The organism is Microvirga splendida (assembly GCF_016427565.1).
GTDB classification, from domain to species: domain Bacteria; phylum Pseudomonadota; class Alphaproteobacteria; order Rhizobiales; family Beijerinckiaceae; genus Microvirga; species Microvirga splendida.
The window spans coordinates 64,586-84,225 of the sequence record NZ_JAELXT010000021.1 but is presented as its reverse complement, the minus strand read 5'-3'; the positions used below and the strand labels follow the sequence as shown (position 1 = coordinate 84,225).

The window sequence follows — 19,640 nt, the reverse complement described above, 5'->3', positions numbered from 1 at the left end:
TGCTCCTTGCGTGGCTCGAAACCCCACAGCTTACGAACAAGCGGGGCAGAAGCACGGCCGGACCATCCCATTACCGGCCCGGCTCACCTCCAGGGTCCGTCCGAGGATCTCGGCCGCAGCAAACGACAACTCGTCGGGATCGCCGATGTCGCGGATGCGGTCACCGAGTTCGAGAAGGGCCCGGCGATGGGTTTCGGCCCGGATCCGATCCGTGACGTCGTACCCCTCGACGAAGATGCCCGTCACGGTACCGGTCGCGTCGGTCAGCGGTTGGTAGACGAAGTCGACATACCGCTCGTCGATGGAGCCGCCAGGGGTTGTTTGAGCAGCGTACTTCGCACCGATCAGGTTGAGAGCCTTGCCACTACGGTAGACCTCGTCCAGGAGCTCAAGGTAACCCTGCTCGACTGCATCCGGCAGGGCCTCTGCAACCGTCTTGCCGATCACGTCGCGATGCCCGACCAGCCGCATGTAGGCGGGGTTGGCGAGCCCGAACCGGTGCTCGGGTCCCTCGAGCATCGCCACGAAGCCGGGAGCCTGCTCGAACATCCGGGTCAGGCGTTCACGTTCGGCCTGGGACCGGCGTTGAGCCAGGACCTTCTCGGTTGTCTCCTGGGCGACACAGAAGATGCCTGTGATCCGGTCGTCGTCGCCCCGCAGCGGCGTGTAGGAGTAGCTGAACCAGCTCATGTCCCGGTCGCGGCCGGCGAGCGCGAACGGCATGTCCTCGAACCATTGTGCCTCACCCGCGAGCACGGCCGCGTTGAGCGGACCAAGGGTCTCCCAGATCTCCGCCCACAACGCCGCCGCAGGCTGCCCAAGCCCGGCCGGATGCTTGGTGCCGAGGATCGGAATGTAGCCGTCGTTGTAGAGCGAGATCTGCTCGGAGCCCCAGGCGATGTAGGCCGGCTGGCGCGCTTGGAGCATCAGACTGACCGCCGTCTTCAGCGCCTGCGGCCAGCATGTGGGAGGACCAAGTGGCGAGGCCAACCAGTCATGGGCCCGGATGAGCGCTCCCATCGTGCCACCACCGGCCAAAAAGCCGGGAGAGGACAGGGTATCAGGCTTGGAGTTCATCATCCACCTGCCGGATCCAGGGGCAGAGCGGCGCCCTTGCGCCGGCTGCGCTTCTCCTGCTGCTGGAGCAGGCGCAGACTGGCCCGGACCACCTCACTGGCATTCTGGTACTGGCCGGAGGCGACCTGAGCGCGGATGAACGCGTTCAGCTCCGCCGTGAGGGAGACGTTGCGGGTCTGGTCTGTGGCCATGAACGGATGTCCGGTGAGTGAGGGCATCTAGTTGGCAAGAATTGACAATCAAGAGAGGCGCGGCGCGGCAAAAGAGGGTCGGAACCGCTTATGAAGGATTTAACCTTCAAAGTCTGACGGGGACTCATGGTGGCACGCCGATCGAGGGGTCACGCACCATGCTGGTCCACATACAGACCCGATGCTTGCGGTTCTCCATTGGAAGGTCCCCGCTAAACCCATCATTTGGCGGTTGATGTTGCTTGCTACGATGACACTGCTCCTGGCAAACAACAGCTCCGGCACCAAGAAGGAGCTTGCATGCCACCGTGCGGTTAGACAATGATCCCGGTGGAATAAGAAATTCCCCGGCTCTTTCAGACGATGTGGCATCCCTGGGTTGAGCGCACCTTCGACCCTTGCGCTAGGACGATCTGCCATTCATCAGCGAAGCAATGCTGGCGGCGAGCTCGTCCTTGCGAAACGGCTTCGTGAGGCGTGGCAGGTCGGGCTCGATGCCCTCGCTTTCCGCATACCCGGAAATCACAAGGATTGGCACGCCTGGCCTGAGCGTCTGGACAGTTCGCGCGAGGTCCGAGCCGGTCATGCCCGGCATGAGGTGATCGGTGACCAGAAGGTCGAGCTCCGCACCCTTCTGCACCAACGCCAAACCCTCTTCGGCCGTGGTCGCTTCCAGCACATCGTAGCCGAGGTCGGCGAGCATGTCGGCCGTGCTCAGCCGCACAAGCTCCTCATCATCGACGAGCAGCGCGCTCTTGCGCGCATGGGCGAGGTGTACCGCGCGCGCTGGCCCCGGCGCCTCGGGCCTATCGGCACTCTCGGGCAGCCAGAGTTCAACGTTGGTGCCGAGCCCAGGCTTGCTCTTGATGGACAGCGCTCCGCCGAGTTGCGAGGCGAGACCGTGAACCATCGACAGTCCGAGGCCCGTGCCCTTGCCAATGCCCTTGGTCGAGAAGAACGGCTCGACGGCACGGGCAAGGGTCCCCTCGTCCATGCCGGTTCCGGTGTCTGCGACGGAAAGGCGGACATAGCGCCCGGCCTGAAGCGTTCCGCCCACTCCTGCCTGAACGGTTTCGGCGGAAGCTGTGATGCGGAGCGTGCCGCCCCGGGGCATGGCATCGCGCGCATTCACCGCGAGGTTCAGAAGCGCCATTTCGAGCTGGTTTGGGTCGGCCTTGGCGGGCGGGAGGTCCTCGGCAGCCTCGACCATCACCCTGACCTGAGGACCCGTCGTACTCGCCACCAGATCGGCCATGCCGCGAACGACCTTACCCACATCCACTGCGGTCATCTGGAGCGGTTGGCGTCGCGCGAAGGCAAGGAGCCGCTGCACCAGCGTCTTGGCCCGTTCAGCCGATTGCGCAGCGCCAGCGATCAGCCGCTGCTCGCGCTCGCCGCCTACGCCTCTGCTCTGGAGCATGTCGAGCGCGCCCACAATGGGAGTCAGCAGGTTGTTGAAGTCGTGCGCGACGCCGCCCGTGAGCTGGCCCATCGACTCCATCTTCTGGGACTGGCGGAGCGCCTCCTCGGCCGTCACTTGGCGGGTGACGTTGCGGCTTGAGCCCATCAGCCGAATGATGTGGCCTTCGGCATCTCGGACCGGCACCAGCGAAGTGTCCCAATGCTGCGGCCCGCCTGCAAGGTCGAACACCTCACGGTACTGGTAGATCGTGCCGGTCTCCACAACGTGCCGGTAGGTCTCAAGCACCCGTCGGGCAACGGAGGGCGGTAGGATGTGCTCGATGCGCTTGCCCCGGATGTCCTCGATCTTGAAGCCGACACCGGCCTCGTGCGCGGGGTTGACCTCCTCGACGACAAAGCCGCCATCGGACCGAACGCCGACCACGAACAGCGCCTCGGGCGCGTTCTCAAAATAAGCGCGGTAGAGCGCGTCGGCCTCACGGCGGGCCGCTTGCGCCTCGGCCAGCCGTTGCTGCTCGGCAACGCGCTCGGTCACGTCCCGACCCATCAGGAAGGCGCCGGCCTGGGAGCCGTCCGGTCCGCGCAGCACCTCGAACCTCATCTCGTAGGACCGGCTGTCCAGCTCCGGGTCGCCGAACTCGCTTACCTGCGTGAACGCCTCGCCTGCGAGCGCCCGGGACCATACGGCCTTGGCCGCAGCCTGCTGGTCGGGCCTGTCGGCGAGCAACTCCAGTAAGTTTTTACCGATCTCTGGACGCTTGCCAAAGATGCGCTGGTACTCGTCGGCGCAGGCTTTGTTGATCGCCAGCCATCGATACTCGCGGTCGAGAACCTGGATCTGCACGTCCGTAGTCTCGACGATGGTGGCAAGCAGGTTGCGCTCGGCAAGAGCAGCCTCGATCCGGTGCTCGAGTGTGTCATTGAGCTGCCGAAGCCGCGCCTCTCGCTCACGGAGTGCTGCCTCGGAGCGAGCGCGCTCGACCGCCGCCCAAGTGCGCTCCGCCACCTCGGTGACGAGCTCAACATCGTGCTCGTCCCAGGGGCGTGGCTCCCGCGCGTGAACGTAGAGCGCCACCCGCATCCGTCCTTCCTTCACCAGCGAAGCCGTGATGGCGGCACGCGTGTCGATGGCGTCGAATGCCGCAAGGCTTTCGGGCGCGCTGGTGCGTGGATCGCGCGCCGCGTCGGAAATGAGAAGCGGAATGCCAGCGCGCAACGCGGCCAGCACATCGGGACCAAACCCCGCGAGGTCGTGAGTGCCCTCCCGGGAGGGCACGCTCCCGTCTGTCCAGTTGCGGTCGGTGGTGAAGTAGCGGGCCGTCTCCTCCACCTCGCCGTATCCCACCCGGTTGGCGCCGAGATGCCGCCCGAGCGCCTCCTGGGCCACCTCGATGACTTTCCGTGGGTCAGCCAGAGACCGCAGTTTGTCGCTGAGATCGAGCAGAAACCGGTTACGTCGCTCGCCGAGGACCCGGTCGGTTGTCTCGTGGCCCTGGTTGAACACGCCCGCAATCGAGCCGTCCTCGCCACGGATCGGAGTGAAGCTGTAGTTCCAGTAGGTCTCGCGGCGGACACCGCCCCGCACCATCGGCAGCATTTGGTCGTAAGTCGAGAAGCCTTCTCCGGTCTCCAGCACGCGCGCGAGCTGCGGGTAGACCACGTCCCAGATGTCGGTCCACACCTCGGCCCCAGGCCGCCCCAGGGCCCACGGGTGGCGCCCGGCCGGGATAGGAGCCCAGGCGTCGTTGTACAGGAGGTGCAACTCCGGCCCCCAGTATATCGCGGTGGGGAAGCTCGAGGTCAGACAGATGGAAAGCGAAGAGCGCAGCGACTGCGGCCACGTCTCAGGAAGGCCCAGCGGGGTCGCCGACCAGTCATGCGCCAGGATCAGGGCGGCCGTCTCACCCCCGTTGACAAGGAAGTCGAGAGACTCCTGGTCGCTCGCTTCGACCTTAGTGCCCATCACGTCCCCTGCCTATTGGGGAGACGTTCGGTTCAAGGACGCTCCTGGACTGAATGAGGAGGCGCAAACCGGCCCGAACGACCTCGCTGGCGTTCTGGCACTGGCCGGAGGCGACCTGACCGCGGATGAACGCGTTCAGTTCAGCAGTCCGAGAGACGTTGCGGGTCTGGTCGGGGGACATTGGGGGAGGATCCGGTGACGGGGTGGATCTAGCTGCTGACTTTTGACAATCAAGAGACATCCGCCAGCTGCACCAGCCGCTCAGCAGTCCGGTCAATTCGGAGGTTTGGGCTGCCCCATTGATCAATACTCCGGCACGAGCCGCTCCTCGATCAGCGGAATATCCATATGGCACGACAACCCCTCCCGGTCATAGGCGATACTGATCGTTGCATGACATTGATGGGTCAGGACCCGATGCAGCAATGTCGACCCAAACCCCTTTCGCCGCGGCTGTTCCACCGGCGGACCGCCCCGCTCCACCCATTCGATAGCAAGCCGGCGCCCTTCTTCCAGATCCCGGACCTTCCAAGCCACAGCAACCTGTCCGCCTGGACCCGAGAGGGCTCCGTGTTTGGCCGCGTTCGTGGTCAGCTCATGCAAGGCCATGCCGATCGGCACGGCCAGATCGGCCGAGAGCTCCACCGGTGGCCCATCGAGGGTGATCCGCCGCGCGCCGCCATCGTCGTAATGAGCCAGTTCGTTCCTGAACATCTCGATCAGCGGCGCAGTCTGCCAATAATCCTCGGTCAGGAGGTTGTGTGTGTTGGCTAAGGCGACAATCCGGTCCGCGAACGAGCGGTAGAACTCATCCACGGAGTGCGTGGAACGAGCTGTGGCCCCGAGGAGACCCTGGACCGTTGCAAGAGTATTCTTCACCCGATGGTGCAGCTCGCGGATGAGCAACGCCTGGCGCTCATGCGTACGCTGCCGCTCCTTGAGGTGCGCCTCGACCTCCCTCTGGCGCTGCCGCGCCCGAAAGGCGGACCTGACGGCGTTCACCAACACCGCCGGATGGAACGGTCGCTCCAGCACGGTGACGTTCCCGAGCAGGTCGGTGAGGTGTTCGACAGGTGAGCCGCCGCGATGGGTGAGCAGAATGAACGGAAAGTCGGACCAGGGCGGCTGCCTCTCGATCCACTCGGCAAGCTCGCGGCGGTCGGCACTGAGGAGTGCCTCCTCCGTGATCACCGCACAGGCCGATCCATCCAGCCCTGCGACAAGCGCTTCGAGGCTGGGGCGGGTCTCCGCCAAGATCCCGACCTCCCCGAGGATCGCCGATGCGACCGCGCCATCTCGCCCGTGCGGGGCAAGGATCAGCACGGACACGTCATCGGCCTCCACCATTGTCGGTCTCACGCTCCTCAAGAAGCGAGGCGCGCTGGCCCTCGAACGTCGGCACGCCCGTCAACACACCCCGGAATTGCTCCAGCGGCGGACCAACGCGCAAACCCTGATTGTCGATCCGGAACTCCCGGATCGTGTCCTCGTGCGAGCCCGTCCGCCGCTTGACCACCGACAAGGCCCGCCGGATGCGCCCGTTCGCCTCGAAGAAACGCAGCAGCACCACCGCGTCGCTGAGATAGGTCAGGTCGATCGGCGAGACCATTTGGCCAACCATGCCGTGCTGGGCCAGGATCATGATCGTCACCACCCCCTGCTGGTTCAGGTAGGTGAGAAGTTCATGCATCTGGAGCACGATGAACGGCTGTTCCGGCATGGCATTCAGGTAGCCGGTCAGGCTGTCGATCACGACGACCCTTGCTCCATCCCGTTCGACAGCCTCCCGCACGCGGCCGGCGAACTCGCCAGGAGAGACGTTGGCCGGATCGATCTGCTCGATACGAAGCCGCCCTGCCTCAACGTGAGGCGCCAGGTCGAAGCCGACACCCTTGGCTCGTTGCAGAAGAATACCGATGGTCTCGTCGAAGCTGATCATGAGGGCAGGCTCACCACGCTCCAGGGCGGCCCAGAGATAGCCGAGCGCCAGCGTGGACTTGCCCGCTCCCGACGGACCGATGACGAGCGTACTGGTGCCGCGGCTCAGACCTCCACCAAGGATGGTGTCGAGTTCACCGATGCCGCTGGGGATCGCGTCAAAGGTAAAATTCCTGTGATGATCGGCGGCCACCAGACGGGGAAAGATCCGCAGGCCACCGCGCTGAATGATCAGATCATGGTAGCCGCCCCGGAAGGCGGTGCCGCGCATCTTCGTGACGCTGAGCCGGCGCCGCTCGGCGCCATAGGCCGGAACAACCTGCTCAAGGCGGATAACCGCATGGCTGATCGAGTGCAGATTGAGGTCGTCCTGGTCGGAGGTCAGGTCGTCGAGCATGAGGACGGTTGCGTCATTGAGCAGGAAATAGCTTTTCAATGCCAGCACCTGCCGGCGGTAGCGCAGCGAGCCCTGGGACAGAAGCCGGATCTCCGAGAGCGAGTCGAACACGACCCGCCGGGGCTTCACCCGTTCGATCTCCGCCAGCGCCATCTGCACCGTCTCGCCGAGCTCCAGATCGGAGGAGTAGACTAGGCTTTGCTGCTGTTTTGGGTCGAGACTCAGTTCCGGTGGGACAAGCTCGAAGATCTCGATGCCCTCAAGCGACCAGCCATGGCGCGAGGCGACGGACAGAAGCTCTCGTTTGCTCTCGGACAGAGTGATGTAGAGGCAGGTCTCACCCGCCTCGACCCCGGCGAGCAGAAACTGCATTCCTAGCGTCGTCTTGCCGGAGCCGGGCCGCCCTTCGATGAGATGAGCGCGATTGGCGGCATAGCCCCCGGCCAGAATGTCATCGAGCCCTGGAACCCCTGTTGGGACGGGTGCAGCATCGGAAGGCGACGAAAGCGTCATGGACAGTCTCAAAAAAATAAGCGGTTTCGGTTGGGTCGACGATTGAGCCCCATGTTGTGCATCAGGTCCGAGTCCGTCGCACAGGCCGGTATGGTCGTCATTTAGAGGGCACTTGCGCGTCCTTGTAGACAGGAGCTTCCAAGTTGTCTGTCCACATGTGCACACATGGCCCAGGTTATGTTCACAATTGAACGTAAATTGCCCTGGCGCGTTGGACGTGTCGAAGCGGTGGAGAAAAGACGCCTAATGCAGCTTCCCATGATCCCATCACGCCTCAGGGAGAGGATTGCCAGCAACAACCTGCTGAGCGCTCTCAAGCCGGAAGATCTCGCCATCGTGGTGCCGTCGCTTCAGGAGTGGGAGGGCGAGGCTGGAGCCAGGCTGTACCAACCTGGAGACGAGGTCAGGTTCGTTTACTTCCCTTGCGGTCCAAGCCTGGTGTCCTTCGTGGTTGAGCTTGAGGATGGTCTGACCGTTGAGACGGCCCTGATCGGACGTGAGGGGGCGGTCGGCGGCATCGTGAGCCAAGGGCGTCTGCCGGCCTTTGCCCGCTCCGAGATCCAGTTCCCGGGTCCCTTCCTGCGCCTTTCCACAGCCGACCTGGAGGAGTTCGAAACCCGGTCGCCGAGCCTAAGGCATCTCTTCGCTCGCTATGCGGACTGCATGCTGGCGCAGGTGTTCCAGTCGGTGGCATGCAACGCGGTCCATACGATCGAGCAGCGGACGGTGAAATGGCTGCTGGCCGCCATCGATCGGACGGGCGATCATGATATCCCGCTGACCCAGGAGCAGTTGGCCAGCATGATGGGGGTTGGCCGAAGCTATGTCAGCCGGGTCATCCAGTCCCTGAAGCGCCGGCATCTGCTGGAAACCCGCAGGGGTGGGGTACGCGTCCGGGATCTGGACGCTCTGGATGCGTTGTCATGTGGCTGTAACAATGCCTTGCGCCGCCATTTCGATCAGGTGCTGGCGGGCGTCTATCCAACCCTCGAGGAGAGTTCGGCCCAAAAGGAAGAGGCAGGCAGTAGGCGCCCTGGCTCGAGGATGAAGGGCTGAAGGCCCAGATGCCGCCGACGATCTATGACGCTGTAAGTGACCTCTGCCGATGAGACACTCTGATCGTCTTCCCTGCAATCAACGTCACTGTCGCTGCTGTATGTTTCAGGGATGCGGCTCGCGAGATACTCTATAAGATGAGATGGTTTGCTGACCTTTTAAGGGAAATCGCCCACCATCCCCTCGACGGTGTCACACCATAGTGCTACACATGGCTCAATTGGCGCGATGCTAAGTGCTTGATATTGCTGCATTTAAGAGAGTGAATGTCCAATCCTCTCTTGCGCCTTTCTGAGAAAACTGCGGATCGAATGTTCGGTCTTCTAAGACCCACCGGTAGTGTGGTTTCCGGACGCCGTGGGGCCTCTCACGGTTGACAGCCGGAGTGGCAGGGGGGCCCCCTTGGAGGGGGCACGCCACAAGGATGGGTGCCATGGACAACTTCGACCACATTCTGAATTGGAAGCTGAAACAGGGCTCGCACACGTTCCCCGGCAAGGATGGCGGAACCTGCATCAACGAAGCAGCCATTGTCGCCGCGGGTTTCCCATACCGTCCCGTCCGGTCCGTGCAAGACATGCCAGACTGCTTCTCGCGCCCGATTTGTGCGCTGGCGATGCAACTGAACGATGAAGCCACCCATGAGGAGCGGCAGCAACTGCTGCCCTTCGTCACCCGTCTAGCCTGCGCCGACACACCGGTGGTTGAGCGCAAGCGGGAACTCTATATCTCGTCCCGATTGAGAGACGATCTCCCGTTCCGAGCGCGGCTTGATATCCTCGAAGGTGCGCTCGCTGTGGGACGCCAGGCTGACTTGCTGGAACCAGAGAAGGTGGGGACGCGGATGGCTGTCGTTCAGCAGAACGCCGCAACACCTACCTCTGTGGCTGACCATCCCATGTTCGCCAAAATCAAGAGCTGGTTCGGCTCGGCCAAGAACACCGAGCCTGTGAACCGACTGTACGATCCCTTCGAGAAGCGCGGGAGAAGAGACTGGGATGTGGGATTGCCCCGCATCCTGGGTCAGAAGGTTCTAAAATTGGAGTGCCCTTAGTTCATGCGCCAGGAGCAGGCCTCTTGGATCATAAGGCTTTGGAGCTATGCGACGATATTTAAAAGTAGTCTCTTGTCGTTGAGCTGCATAGCACGAAGAATATTTAGCAATACAGAGTCTATTTGAATCTCTCCCTGTCAGAGCTCGAATCTAGCTTGAGTCTTAAATAGCGGAAATGCGGTAAGTCCACTGCAACGTGACTGGATCCATCCAAGCGCTTGACTCATTCGGACTCAGCTTTTCAGTGGAAATCGCAATCAGGATTAATCGATTCTTACAGATCGACTCCACACGTAACACCGAATCGGTTCATCTCTCATGTGTTGCGAGAGAGTGGGGTACACAACGTCCGATAGCTTGAGTCAGCAAGATCATCAGCGCTTCCGAGAGGTCCCTCGCCAGACGGACTTCCGGGAGATCGTCGTGTTGGTGCTTGAAGAAGCCGGTGGCGAGATCAGTGCCGGCACAAGAGAGCGCATCGGTCTCATCGGACTGAGATTAATCCCCGACCTCGCGACACTCTTCGAACGGGAGAAGACAACCGTGAACTAAGGCTAGGCAAAGCAAAAGGCCCACGAAGCTGGAAACTTCGAGGGCCTTTGGAGTCACCGAGGGATCGGCGACAGGAATGGTGTAGCAACCTCCTTATGCCATCCCGACAAGCTGCGTGTCAAGAACATCGGTTTCGGTGAACGCTCCCGCTTTGCCCTCACATTGGAGGGAAGCGATGCAACCCGCATCGTCTGGAGGCCGGCGGCTGAGACACGCTGCTTTGGCCGCGAGGAAGTTTGCGCTCGAATCTGGGCGCACTGTTACACGAAAGGAGCTTTCAGCCTCTGCTCGTGATGCTGAAAGAGCACTCCGTCTGAGCGCACCGCAGAGACTTGTCCTGAGTCAGCTCGTCGTCTGTTGGGGCGAACATCACATGGACAGGCTTCTCGTCTGGCCGTCCAACCAGAGGCTGACGGCAGCCACCGGACTGTCGGAGCGGTCAATCCGCAATGCCATCCGGGCCCTGATTGAGCTTCAAGTGCTCATCCCGAAGGACTCCCCGAACGGCAAGCGCTACGCCGTTCGGGACGAGAAGGGGAATGTTGTCGATGCCTTCGGCTTCGATCTCACGCCGCTCTATGCACGCCGAGGCGAGTGGGCCGCCGCCACCGCTGAGCAACAGCAGCGAAAGGAACTTCTAAAGCGCTCCTTTGACGAGATCACGGTCTGCCGTCGTGCCACTGAAGCGGCTTTGAGTGCACTGGCGCAGTACTACCCCGCTGTTGATCGTACTGCTCTTGAGAGCCGCCTCAGTACACTGAAAGCTCGCACCCCAAAACGCTCCGGGGCGACACTCCCGGCCGGGCTCGTCGAGGTCTGGAACGAGATCAGGCAGCTCGCTGAAGAAGCCTTCTATCAGGCAAGCTGTGACGGCATGACATGCCGACACATAGAGGCAGAGAATGAATCCTTGAGTAAGACTTGTCACAATGGCCGCCAGGATGACATGGAGCCTGCTGCTCAGACCGCTTTACCCACTGAGCTGTCGCTACCAACCTTGATCGTCGAAGCGTGCCCCGTGATCTCCGATTGTGCTCACCCGATCCGAAATGCTGCCGACCTTGTTTCGGCGGGACGGTTCCTTCGAGCCTCCTTGGGAGCCCACCCAAGCGCCTGGACTGAGGCCGTCGAGGCCATCGGAGCCATCCATGCTGCAACAGCTGTAATCTACGTCCTGCAACTCTATGACGACGATGTCTCAAGCGGCAAACACAGCATCCGAAGCCCTGGTGGGTACTTCCGGTCTATCATTCGCCTCGTTAAGAGAGGCGAAATCGACCTTCAGACTGAGCTGCTTGCCTTGCGGAGACACAAGCTTGCTCAGGGGAACAAAATCGGTCGGCCGGGGAGTGAAATAAGTTGTGGCCCGCGTCGAAAGACTTGGGTGCATGAGGTACCCTCCCAAGGAAGCGGGCAGCAGTCAGCCGTAACCCGTGTCTGGCGCACGGGTCATCGGCAGGATACGAGCGGGGTTGCCATCTGAAGGCAGCTGATCGCTGTGACGTCGGGACTATGAATGGGGCAAAGGCCCTATGGGAGGACCATTCGTATGGAACTTGGACTCTACACCTTCGGCGACGTGGGCACCGATCCGGTGACGGGACGCCGGGTTGCCCCGGCGGAGCGCCTCCGCAACCTGGTGGAAGAGATTGTCCTGGCCGACCAGGTGGGACTGGATGTGTTTGGTCTTGGCGAGCATCACCGGCCCGATTATGCCGTTTCAGCGCCTGCTGTAGCGCTGGCCGCCGCAGCGACCCAGACAAGGCGCATTCGCCTGACAAGCGCCGTGACAGTGCTCAGCTCCGATGACCCAATCCGTGTGTTTCAGCAGTTCGCGACCCTCGACAATCTCAGCCAGGGCAGAGCCGAGATCATGGCCGGCCGCGGCTCCTTCATCGAGTCTTTTCCGCTCTTCGGCTACGACCTTGATGATTACGACACGCTCTTTGCCGAGAAGCTGCAACTCCTGATGCAACTCAACGAAAGCGAGCAGGTCAGCTGGCCGGGCGGGAAACATACTCCCCCGATCACAGGCCGTGGCGTCTATCCGCGGCCGTATCAGGAGAAACTGCCGATCTGGATCGCGGTCGGCGGGACCCCGCAGTCCCTTGCTCGTGCCGGGGTGCTCAATCTGCCATTGGCGCTCGCCATCATCGGGGGAGAGCCAGCGCGCTTTGCGCCCCTATTCAATCTCTACCGGCAGGCGGCCCAGCGCGCAGGCCACGATCCGGCAGCCCTAAAGACATCGATCAACGTGCACGGCTTTGTCGCCACGACTACGCAAGAGGCTGCCGACACCTTCTATGCCCCACAGGCGGAGGTGATGAACCGGATTGGGCGGGAACGCGGCTGGCCGCCGACCAGCCGCCAGCAGTTCGACGTGGCACGGGGACCACGTGGCGCACTCTTCGTCGGAAGCCCTGCGGAGGTGACAGACAAGATCCTGGCGGCGCATGAGATCTTCCGGTTCGACCGCTTCCTGATTCAGATGGCCATTGGCGTGATGGACCACATCAAGCTGATGAAGGCGATTGAAATCTTCGGAACGAGGGTGGCGCCGGAGGTGCGAAAGGCGATCCGATCGTAATGGTAGGCGGTGTGAACGGATTTCTGAGGAATGGCAGGAGGCGGTCGTTGGCGACCGCACTCCCGCGAAGATCATTTGCCGTTGCCTCTTACGGAACGCACCGCCGCATTACCCTAGCGAGCCGCTGTGAGAATGCCTTTGCATCAGCCGGGAGTTCACCGTCCAGGATCCGAGCCTCGTCCAACAGGAGATGAGCCGCGTCTTCACGAAGCGTCGGCTTACTCTCGCCAAGGTTGGCAAGAGCCACCACGAGGTCGTGGCGTGGGTTGATTTCGAGGACGGGTTTGGCCGCAGACGGCAGCTGACCCGCTCGGGCGAGAAGCCGCTCCAGTTGCCGATCCATGCCTGTTTCTGATGCCACCAGACAGACGGCGCTTTCCGTCAGCCGCTCGGAGGGGCGCACATCGGCCACGGCCTCGCCCAGGGTCGCCTTCACGGATTGGATGAACCGCGTCACCGCTTCTGGTGCCGGCGCGCCCGCGTTCTCCTGGGCCTCGGTCAGCGGGATCTGCGCCAGGTCGGCCGCACCCTGGGTCACCGACTTGAATGGCTTGCCCTCGTAATCGACGCCAGCCGTGACCCAGAAGCTGTCGACCGCATCCGGCAGAAGCAGCACCTCGATGCCACGCGCCCGGAAGCCTTCGAGCTGCGGCGAGGCCTCGAGCCGGGCGAGATCCGTCCCCGTCACATAGTAGATAGCCGTCTGGTTCTCCTTGAGGGAGCCGACATAATCCTTGAGCGAACGCCACCCGCCACCGGAGGCGGTGGTCTTGAACCGGGCCAGTCCCAGCAATGTCGAGCGTCGCTCGAAATCCTCATAGAGCCCTTCCTTCAGCACCGGACCGAAGGTCTCCCACACCTTGGTGTAGGCCTCCGCATCGTTCTGCGCGAGCTTCTCGAGCTCGCCGAGCACGCGGCTGGTCACGCCCTTCTTGATGGCAGCGAGAAGCGGGCTCTCCTGGATCATCTCGCGCGAGACGTTGAGCGGCAAGTCGGCCGAGTCGACGAGCCCGCGCACGAAGCGCAGGTAACGCGGCACGAGCTCGGCCTCGTCGGTGATGAAGACCCGCTTGACGTAGAGCTTCATGCGGCCGTGGCGATCGGGATCGAACAGGTCGAACGGCGTGGAGCCCGGCACGAACGCCAGAGCGGTGTATTCGTGGCGGCCCTCGGCCCGGAAATGCACCGTCAGAGCCGGCTCGTCGAACTGGCCCGCCACGCTGCGGTAGAAGTCGGTGTAGTCCTCGGGCGTGATCTCGGAGCGTGGCTTCACCCACAGAGCAGCGCCGTCGACGACCTCCTGCGGCTCCGCTCCGGGCTTCTCGACAAGGGAGATCGGCACCGGAACATGGCCCGACTGCTCCTTGACGATGCGCTCGAGCCGGTAGCGCTCCGTGTAGGATGTGGCGTCCTCCATCAGGTGGAGGATCACCCGGGTGCCGCGGGCCGGGGCCTCGTCGACGGCTACGGGGGCGACCGTGTAGGATCCCTTGCCGTCGGACGACCAGATCGTTGCCTCCTCACTGCCGGCTCGGCGTGAGACGACGTCGACCCGGTCGGCCACCATGAAGGCCGAGTAGAAGCCGACGCCGAACTGCCCGATGAGCTGAGCCCCTTCGCCGCCCTGGGCGGCCTGGATCCGGTCCATGAAAGCCTTGGTACCCGACCGCGCGATGGTGCCGAGCGCCTCGATCATCTCGTCCCGGCTCATGCCGATGCCGTTGTCCTCGATCGTCAGGCGGCGGTTGTCGGCATCGATCAGCAGCGTGATCCGGGCCTTGGGATCGTCGCCGAGCAGGGCGGGGTGGGAGATCGCCTCGTAGCGCAGCTTCTCGCAGGCATCGGCCGCGTTGGAGATTAGCTCACGCAGGAAGACGTCCTTGTCGGAGTAGACCGAGTGCACCATCAGGTGCAGCAGCTTGGCGACATCGGCCTCGAACGTATGGTTCTCTGGGGCGGGCGTGGTGTCAGCAGTCGTCATGGCGTGAGATGAACCTTGTTGCTCCGGCGGGCGATGAGATGGCTGCGGACGGTCAAGATTTCAAGCCTGAAAGCCTCGGGTGAGGCCGGCTGTGCAGAAATCTGGCAGGGGCCGCTTAGCGTGCCGATCGGAACCGCTCGAAGGCGGTGATCCTCTGGCTGAAGGGCTCGACCTCGCGCCGGTAAACCTCCCGTCGGAGAAACGCGAGTTCGGCCTCAAAGGCCTCCTCGTCGACCTCCACCCACCAAGCCTTCGGTCGGCCGTCGGTGCCGTCGTTCCAGCGGTACCCGCGTGCCTTCAGCATATCCTTCATGTCGTACGGACTGCCCTCGGCCCAGATGCGCACGAGCGCCTTTCGCGCCGAGGCCAGCAGATGCTCGAAGGGGAACCCGGCCCCAGAGGGGAGCGGGGAGGCCAGCACCTCGAGCAGGGCATGGCAATCCTCGACGGCCCGGTGGCCCTGGTGGAACCAGCCGCACTGGGTCAGGAGGTACCCTAGCTTCGATCCTTCAAAGCCGAACCCGCTCCAGGCGATCTCGGAATGGGAGCAGGCCCACGCCTTGACCCGAAAGTCCTTGGACAGACGCTCACAGAAGGGCCGATCAAATCGAGCGTTGTGAGCGATGATCAACTCTGCCGGCGCAATGAACTTCTCAACTGCCTCAAGATCGAGCACTCGGCCCGCAACCATCTCGGGCGTGATCCCGGTCAGGCGAGTGATTTCAGGACTGATCGGTACGCTAGGCTCACGCAGGGCATTGAACGTCCCGATCACATCACCGATCCGGCCTTCCTCATCATAGGTGAAGGCAACCATGCCGAGTTCGATGACCTCGTCTCTTGTGTGATCCAGGCCGGTGGTTTCGGTGTCCAGGATGACGGCGATCTTCTCGCCGTGGAAAGCGGTGCGGGACACGACGATGGGGCGTGGTGTCAATCGGCGCAGAATGCGATAGTCGCCTGTGGCCTCCAGGATCCGGGCGGCGGTCTCATAGTCAGAAGCCTTGAAGGACTCGCTGCGTTGCTTGGCCTTGATGACAATCTCATCGACGGGACTCGTCTTGATCGGACCTGGCGGTGCATCGTAGTCCAAGAAAAGGTCAGCCTGGCCTCGCATTCCCATACCTTCTGCCCGCCAACAGGACAGGCCCACGCGTCGGGCCCGGCGGGGCAGACTAGAGTGTGCGAGTCGCCAGATCGTTAATGCACCAGACAGACGGGAGGGAGTACAACCCGTGGAGTGGTTGGTCTGTCTCGATCGTGGGGGCAGATCTGTTATATAAGATTACAGCGGGAGTGCTTTGAACCCAGTCCGGATTTACAATCTGACTCTTGTTTTCTGAAGCGCCTCATACGATTTCACGTGGTCCTAGTGGTGAGCCTGGACCATGACAATTCATTTCCCCTTCGATAACACCTACGCGCGCCTGCCTGATCGGTTCTATGCACGCATAGAGCCCGAAGCCGTCACAGCTCCGAGGCTCATCCGGCTGAACCGGGATCTCGCGTTACACCTCGGCCTCGACCCTGATCACCTCTCCAGTCCTGAAGGCGTTGAGCTTCTGTCCGGCAACCGCGTTCCGGATGCGGCCGAGCCCATTGCCATGGCCTATGCCGGGCACCAGTTTGGGCAGTTCGTGCCACAGCTCGGCGATGGACGCGCCATCCTCCTTGGCGAAGTGGTCGACCAAAATGGCATCCGTCGAGACATTCAGCTCAAAGGCTCAGGTCCGACACCCTTCTCGCGCCGCGGTGATGGTCGGGCGGCACTGGGACCTGTCCTGCGTGAATATCTCCTCAGCGAGGCCATGGCGGCGCTCGGCCTGCCGACAACGCGTGCGCTCGCCGCGGTGTTAACCGGGGAGACCGTTGTCCGGGAGACGCCACTTCCCGGTGCGGTTCTCACCCGGGTGGCGTCGAGCCATATTCGGGTCGGCACGTTCCAGTTCTTCGCAGCCCGGCAGGATACGGAGGGGCTGCGGCTCCTCGCGGACTACGTCATCGGCCGGCACTATCCACAGGCCGCCGGAAGCGACCATCCCTACCGCGCGTTCCTCGACCAGGTGATCGCCGCCCAGGCAGACCTTATTGCTCGTTGGCTGCACATCGGCTTCATCCATGGAGTCATGAACACCGACAACATGTCCATCGCCGGCGAGACGATCGATTATGGCCCGTGCGCCTTCATGGAGGCCTACGATCCGGCGACAGTCTTCAGCTCCATCGACCGGCAGGGCCGCTATGCCTATGGCAACCAGCCGCGCATCGGTCTCTGGAATTTGACGCGGCTGGCTGAGGCGCTTCTGCCGCTCCTGTCCGAGGATCAAGAGAACGCGGTCGCGGAAGCGAATGAGGCGCTCGAAGCCTTCTCGGGTCAGTTCGAGGCAGTTTATTATGCAGGGCTCAGGCGCAAGCTCGGGCTGCTGACGGAGCGCGAGGAGGACCCGACGCTTGCCGGTGATCTCCTGAAGGTCATGGCCGACAACCAGGCTGACTTCACCCTGACCTTCCGGCGCTTAAGCGATGCCGCTGCCGGATCCGAAGCGGACGAGGCCGTCCGAAACCTATTCATCAATCCACTTGCTTATGATGCTTGGGCCACCCGCTGGCGCCAGCGGTTGAGCCTTGAACCGCAAGATGGTGTCAAGCGCCAAGCTGCCATGCGCGCGGTTAATCCAGCCTTTATCCCGCGCAATCATCGCGTGGAGGCGATGATACAAGCTGCAGTGGAGCAGGGCAACTTTGCTCCGTTCGAGGAGCTTCTGATGGTCCTCTCGCGTCCCTATGACGATCAGCCAGCTTTCGCCCACTATTCCGAACCACCGGAACCACACCAGCGCGTCTATCGGACATTCTGCGGAACGTAGCGCCAGGTGGCCGCCTCAGTTGCCTCGCACCTGGGTCGTTCACCACATCTGGTGCCGCACCTCCAGCGTCAGACGGGGAACTCGCCTGGGCATCGAAATCTCTCCGCGGCTTTTGCCTCCGCCACGACATTTCGTTGAGACCGGATGCTTTGAACTTAGCGACTACTGAGCTATCGGGCTGCTCGGTAACGGATTGATCAGGATAAAATTGGAAGGAGCTGGCATCATTCGGCACTCAACGCGTCCGGTTCAACTCATGAAGATAGGCCATTGGGTGTTTTTTCATGATAGCCTTCCGTGTGGCTGTAAACTTGTTGTGAGTTGCAAGTAGGCCGCCCGCCGTGACTGGAGCTCCTGCGATCGTCATAGCACTGGGAACATCGAATGGAATCCCTTTGGTAGCGGCATACAACGAGCCTGCCGCTGCGATCGCGGTCACTAATATTTCCTTAGAGAAGAGAACCTCTCGGTTCGCGATACGAAGTTCATCTTTCAGGTGAGCGAGATCATCCTTCATCTCGTTCTCGAACTGACGCTCTAACTCAACTCGATCGCTCTTGTGCTTCAGGTTGCGGACGTCCTCAACGTGCTTGCTAAGTCGGTCCACATACCTGTGACGGAGATCACGGATATCGTGCCCCTTGGACTTTGCCTCGCGCCGACGAAAGTCGATTAGCGTCTCTAACGGGAGATCTGCTGTTTGAATAAGGCGAAGCGTCAAAGGTATCACACGATCATGCTTAGCCTCCTGGGCGTCAGTTGCCGCTTCGTCAACAAGAAGATTCGTAAGCGTCGCGTAGGCATGACTTCGATCGGTGAGGCGAGCGCGAGTGGTGCCTGCGCAACAATCGGCTAGAATCGACATGATTGAGAGCCCAGCGGCGTCCTGGAGTGGATAGTCAGAATTGGCGAGTGGATGCCCTGCGAGTTGAAGGTCCTGGAGCAGTTTCCAGGTTTCTGGTTGCAACTTCTGCGGCCACATCCCGTACTCCATCCACCCTCCTGGTGCGGTACTGCGATAGTAAAAGGCTTCCGGTAGCTGGCGCGTAGCGAACTCCTCAATGTCGTCATGTGCGCGCTTTTTCTCTTCCTCATTAGGCACCCGCTGTTCCCCTACCAACTCGACGGCCTCAGCCATAAGACGATCCGAATAATGAGGGCGATACCCGTCGTAGGGGACGATAAACTCGAGGCGATCCCATAGTAGGAGGGCAGTTTTCAGAATAGACGGGCTGCGTACCTCAGTGTGAGGGTAGTATAGGGCTGACCTCATCAGGGCCTCCGAGATCCTTGTTTTATACCAACACAGGTAGACGTGTGCGTGACTGGGTCGAACGATGCTGAAGACTATGGACCATAAACACTTGAGACGGAATCTTAATGAGGATGCGCTTTACGGTCGAGCTTTGTGCCTCAGCGTCTTCGTTGAGATCGCTATAGGGTGTCATATTGTGACGGGCCGGAAAGATGGTCACAGTCGTGGTGCCCGACATTCATGTAAGGAGGTGGCGCGGGCTGTAAAAAAGCCAGTCTAAGTGACTAATTTCGTTGGATCAATTTCGTACGCGGTAGAGTCCCTCCTAGCATTTAAGAGCGACCTCTCCGCCGTGGGGTTCTCGCTGATGACCTTGTACTTCGCGGTTGTTAACAGCACAATTTCGGCATCGTTGAATCAAACAGCCTACGCCTCCGCGGCCCGCCGGTGCGACTGCAAGGCGGATTCGTCTTCGCGTTCACGCGAGAGGTCGTCCCGTACGGCGACATCTTCATTAGTCGGCTTCACTGCAATCGAAATCGATTCAAGCAAAGTGTCACGGGAACCGTCTGAGCACGGTATGTGACTCTAGCCGTTTGGCTGTAGAAGCAATCCACTTTCGTGAGCAGAGCTGCAATTGTCTGCCGTAACAATGAATATTGATGGCAGTTCTTGCTGTTGGTACTGATCTGTGAGATTATTTTCGGTAATTATATCAGAAATCCAACAATTTCGAGTGAAACGCTGTTACCGTCTATTATCCTTGGTTTATGTGATCGGCATGCAG

General features: G+C 61.6%; 13 protein-coding genes and 1 pseudogene. 5 read left to right on the top strand and 9 right to left on the bottom strand.

The window, feature by feature from the left end; all coding sequences use genetic code 11:
• Nucleotides 1–30: 30 nt before the first annotated feature.
• From JAO75_RS17585 to JAO75_RS17560, 6 genes are all read right to left on the bottom strand, one after another.
• A complete protein-coding gene (locus JAO75_RS17585; protein WP_199050445.1) occupies nt 31–1,077 on the bottom strand; it encodes a PAS domain-containing protein in 1,047 nt (348 codons plus the stop codon).
• Nucleotides 1,077–1,268 carry a type II toxin-antitoxin system ParD family antitoxin gene (locus JAO75_RS17580; RefSeq protein WP_199050444.1) on the bottom strand — a complete coding sequence of 64 codons (192 nt, stop codon included), beginning with the start codon at nt 1,266–1,268 and terminating at the stop codon, nt 1,077–1,079. The genes JAO75_RS17585 and JAO75_RS17580 overlap by 1 nt, the downstream gene beginning before the upstream one ends.
• Before the next feature lie 403 nt (nt 1,269–1,671).
• Complete coding sequence (locus JAO75_RS17575; protein WP_199050443.1) at nt 1,672–4,653, bottom strand: PAS domain-containing protein; 2,982 nt, start codon at nt 4,651–4,653, stop codon at nt 1,672–1,674.
• On the bottom strand, nt 4,643–4,834 hold the full coding sequence (locus tag JAO75_RS17570; RefSeq protein ID WP_199050442.1) for a ribbon-helix-helix domain-containing protein: 192 nt from the start codon (nt 4,832–4,834) through the stop codon (nt 4,643–4,645). Before JAO75_RS17570 ends, JAO75_RS17575 begins: the two co-directional genes overlap by 11 nt.
• A 122-nt stretch (nt 4,835–4,956) precedes the next feature.
• Complete coding sequence (locus tag JAO75_RS17565) at nt 4,957–6,000, bottom strand: sensor histidine kinase (protein ID WP_199050441.1); 1,044 nt, start codon at nt 5,998–6,000, stop codon at nt 4,957–4,959.
• Nucleotides 5,984–7,501: an ATPase domain-containing protein gene (locus JAO75_RS17560; RefSeq protein ID WP_199050440.1), complete on the bottom strand. Its 1,518-nt coding sequence runs from the start codon at nt 7,499–7,501 to the stop codon at nt 5,984–5,986. The genes JAO75_RS17565 and JAO75_RS17560 overlap by 17 nt, the downstream gene beginning before the upstream one ends.
• Before the next feature lie 258 nt (nt 7,502–7,759).
• On the opposite strand from JAO75_RS17560, the gene JAO75_RS17555 reads away from it, so the two are divergent.
• The 4 genes and pseudogenes from JAO75_RS17555 to JAO75_RS17540 all read left to right on the top strand — a co-directional run bounded on the left by JAO75_RS17555 (nt 7,760) and on the right by JAO75_RS17540 (nt 12,750).
• Nucleotides 7,760–8,557, top strand: coding sequence for a Crp/Fnr family transcriptional regulator (locus JAO75_RS17555; RefSeq protein ID WP_246742580.1), 798 nt, complete (start codon nt 7,760–7,762; stop codon nt 8,555–8,557).
• 433 nt (nt 8,558–8,990) lie between these two features.
• Nucleotides 8,991–9,485 (top strand): annotated as a pseudogene (locus JAO75_RS17550) (hypothetical protein); the annotation flags it as partial.
• An 853-nt stretch (nt 9,486–10,338) separates the two neighbouring features.
• Complete coding sequence (gene repC / locus JAO75_RS17545; protein WP_199050437.1) at nt 10,339–11,646, top strand: plasmid replication protein RepC; 1,308 nt, start codon at nt 10,339–10,341, stop codon at nt 11,644–11,646.
• Between the two features lie 66 nt (nt 11,647–11,712).
• Nucleotides 11,713–12,750, top strand: a complete 1,038-nt coding sequence (locus tag JAO75_RS17540; protein ID WP_199050436.1) for an LLM class flavin-dependent oxidoreductase — start codon at nt 11,713–11,715, stop codon at nt 12,748–12,750.
• Between the two features lie 88 nt (nt 12,751–12,838).
• Here the strand turns inward: JAO75_RS17540 and htpG are convergent, their stop codons facing one another.
• Nucleotides 12,839–14,731 carry a molecular chaperone HtpG gene (gene htpG, locus JAO75_RS17535; protein ID WP_199050435.1) on the bottom strand — a complete coding sequence of 631 codons (1,893 nt, stop codon included), beginning with the start codon at nt 14,729–14,731 and terminating at the stop codon, nt 12,839–12,841.
• A 115-nt stretch (nt 14,732–14,846) separates the two neighbouring features.
• The gene (locus JAO75_RS17530) at nt 14,847–15,848 is read right to left on the bottom strand and encodes a 3'-5' exonuclease (protein WP_199050434.1); all 1,002 of its coding nucleotides are present in this window, start codon (nt 15,846–15,848) and stop codon (nt 14,847–14,849) included.
• 271 nt (nt 15,849–16,119) lie between these two features.
• Here JAO75_RS17530 and JAO75_RS17525 point away from each other — a divergent pair, with 271 nt between their 5' ends.
• Entirely contained in the window at nt 16,120–17,598 is a 1,479-nt protein-coding gene (locus JAO75_RS17525) for a protein adenylyltransferase SelO (RefSeq protein ID WP_199050433.1), read from the top strand.
• Between the two features lie 235 nt (nt 17,599–17,833).
• Here the strand turns inward: JAO75_RS17525 and JAO75_RS17520 are convergent, their stop codons facing one another.
• Complete coding sequence (locus JAO75_RS17520) at nt 17,834–18,736, bottom strand: hypothetical protein (protein WP_199050432.1); 903 nt, start codon at nt 18,734–18,736, stop codon at nt 17,834–17,836.
• Between the last annotated feature and the right edge of the window lie 904 nt (nt 18,737–19,640).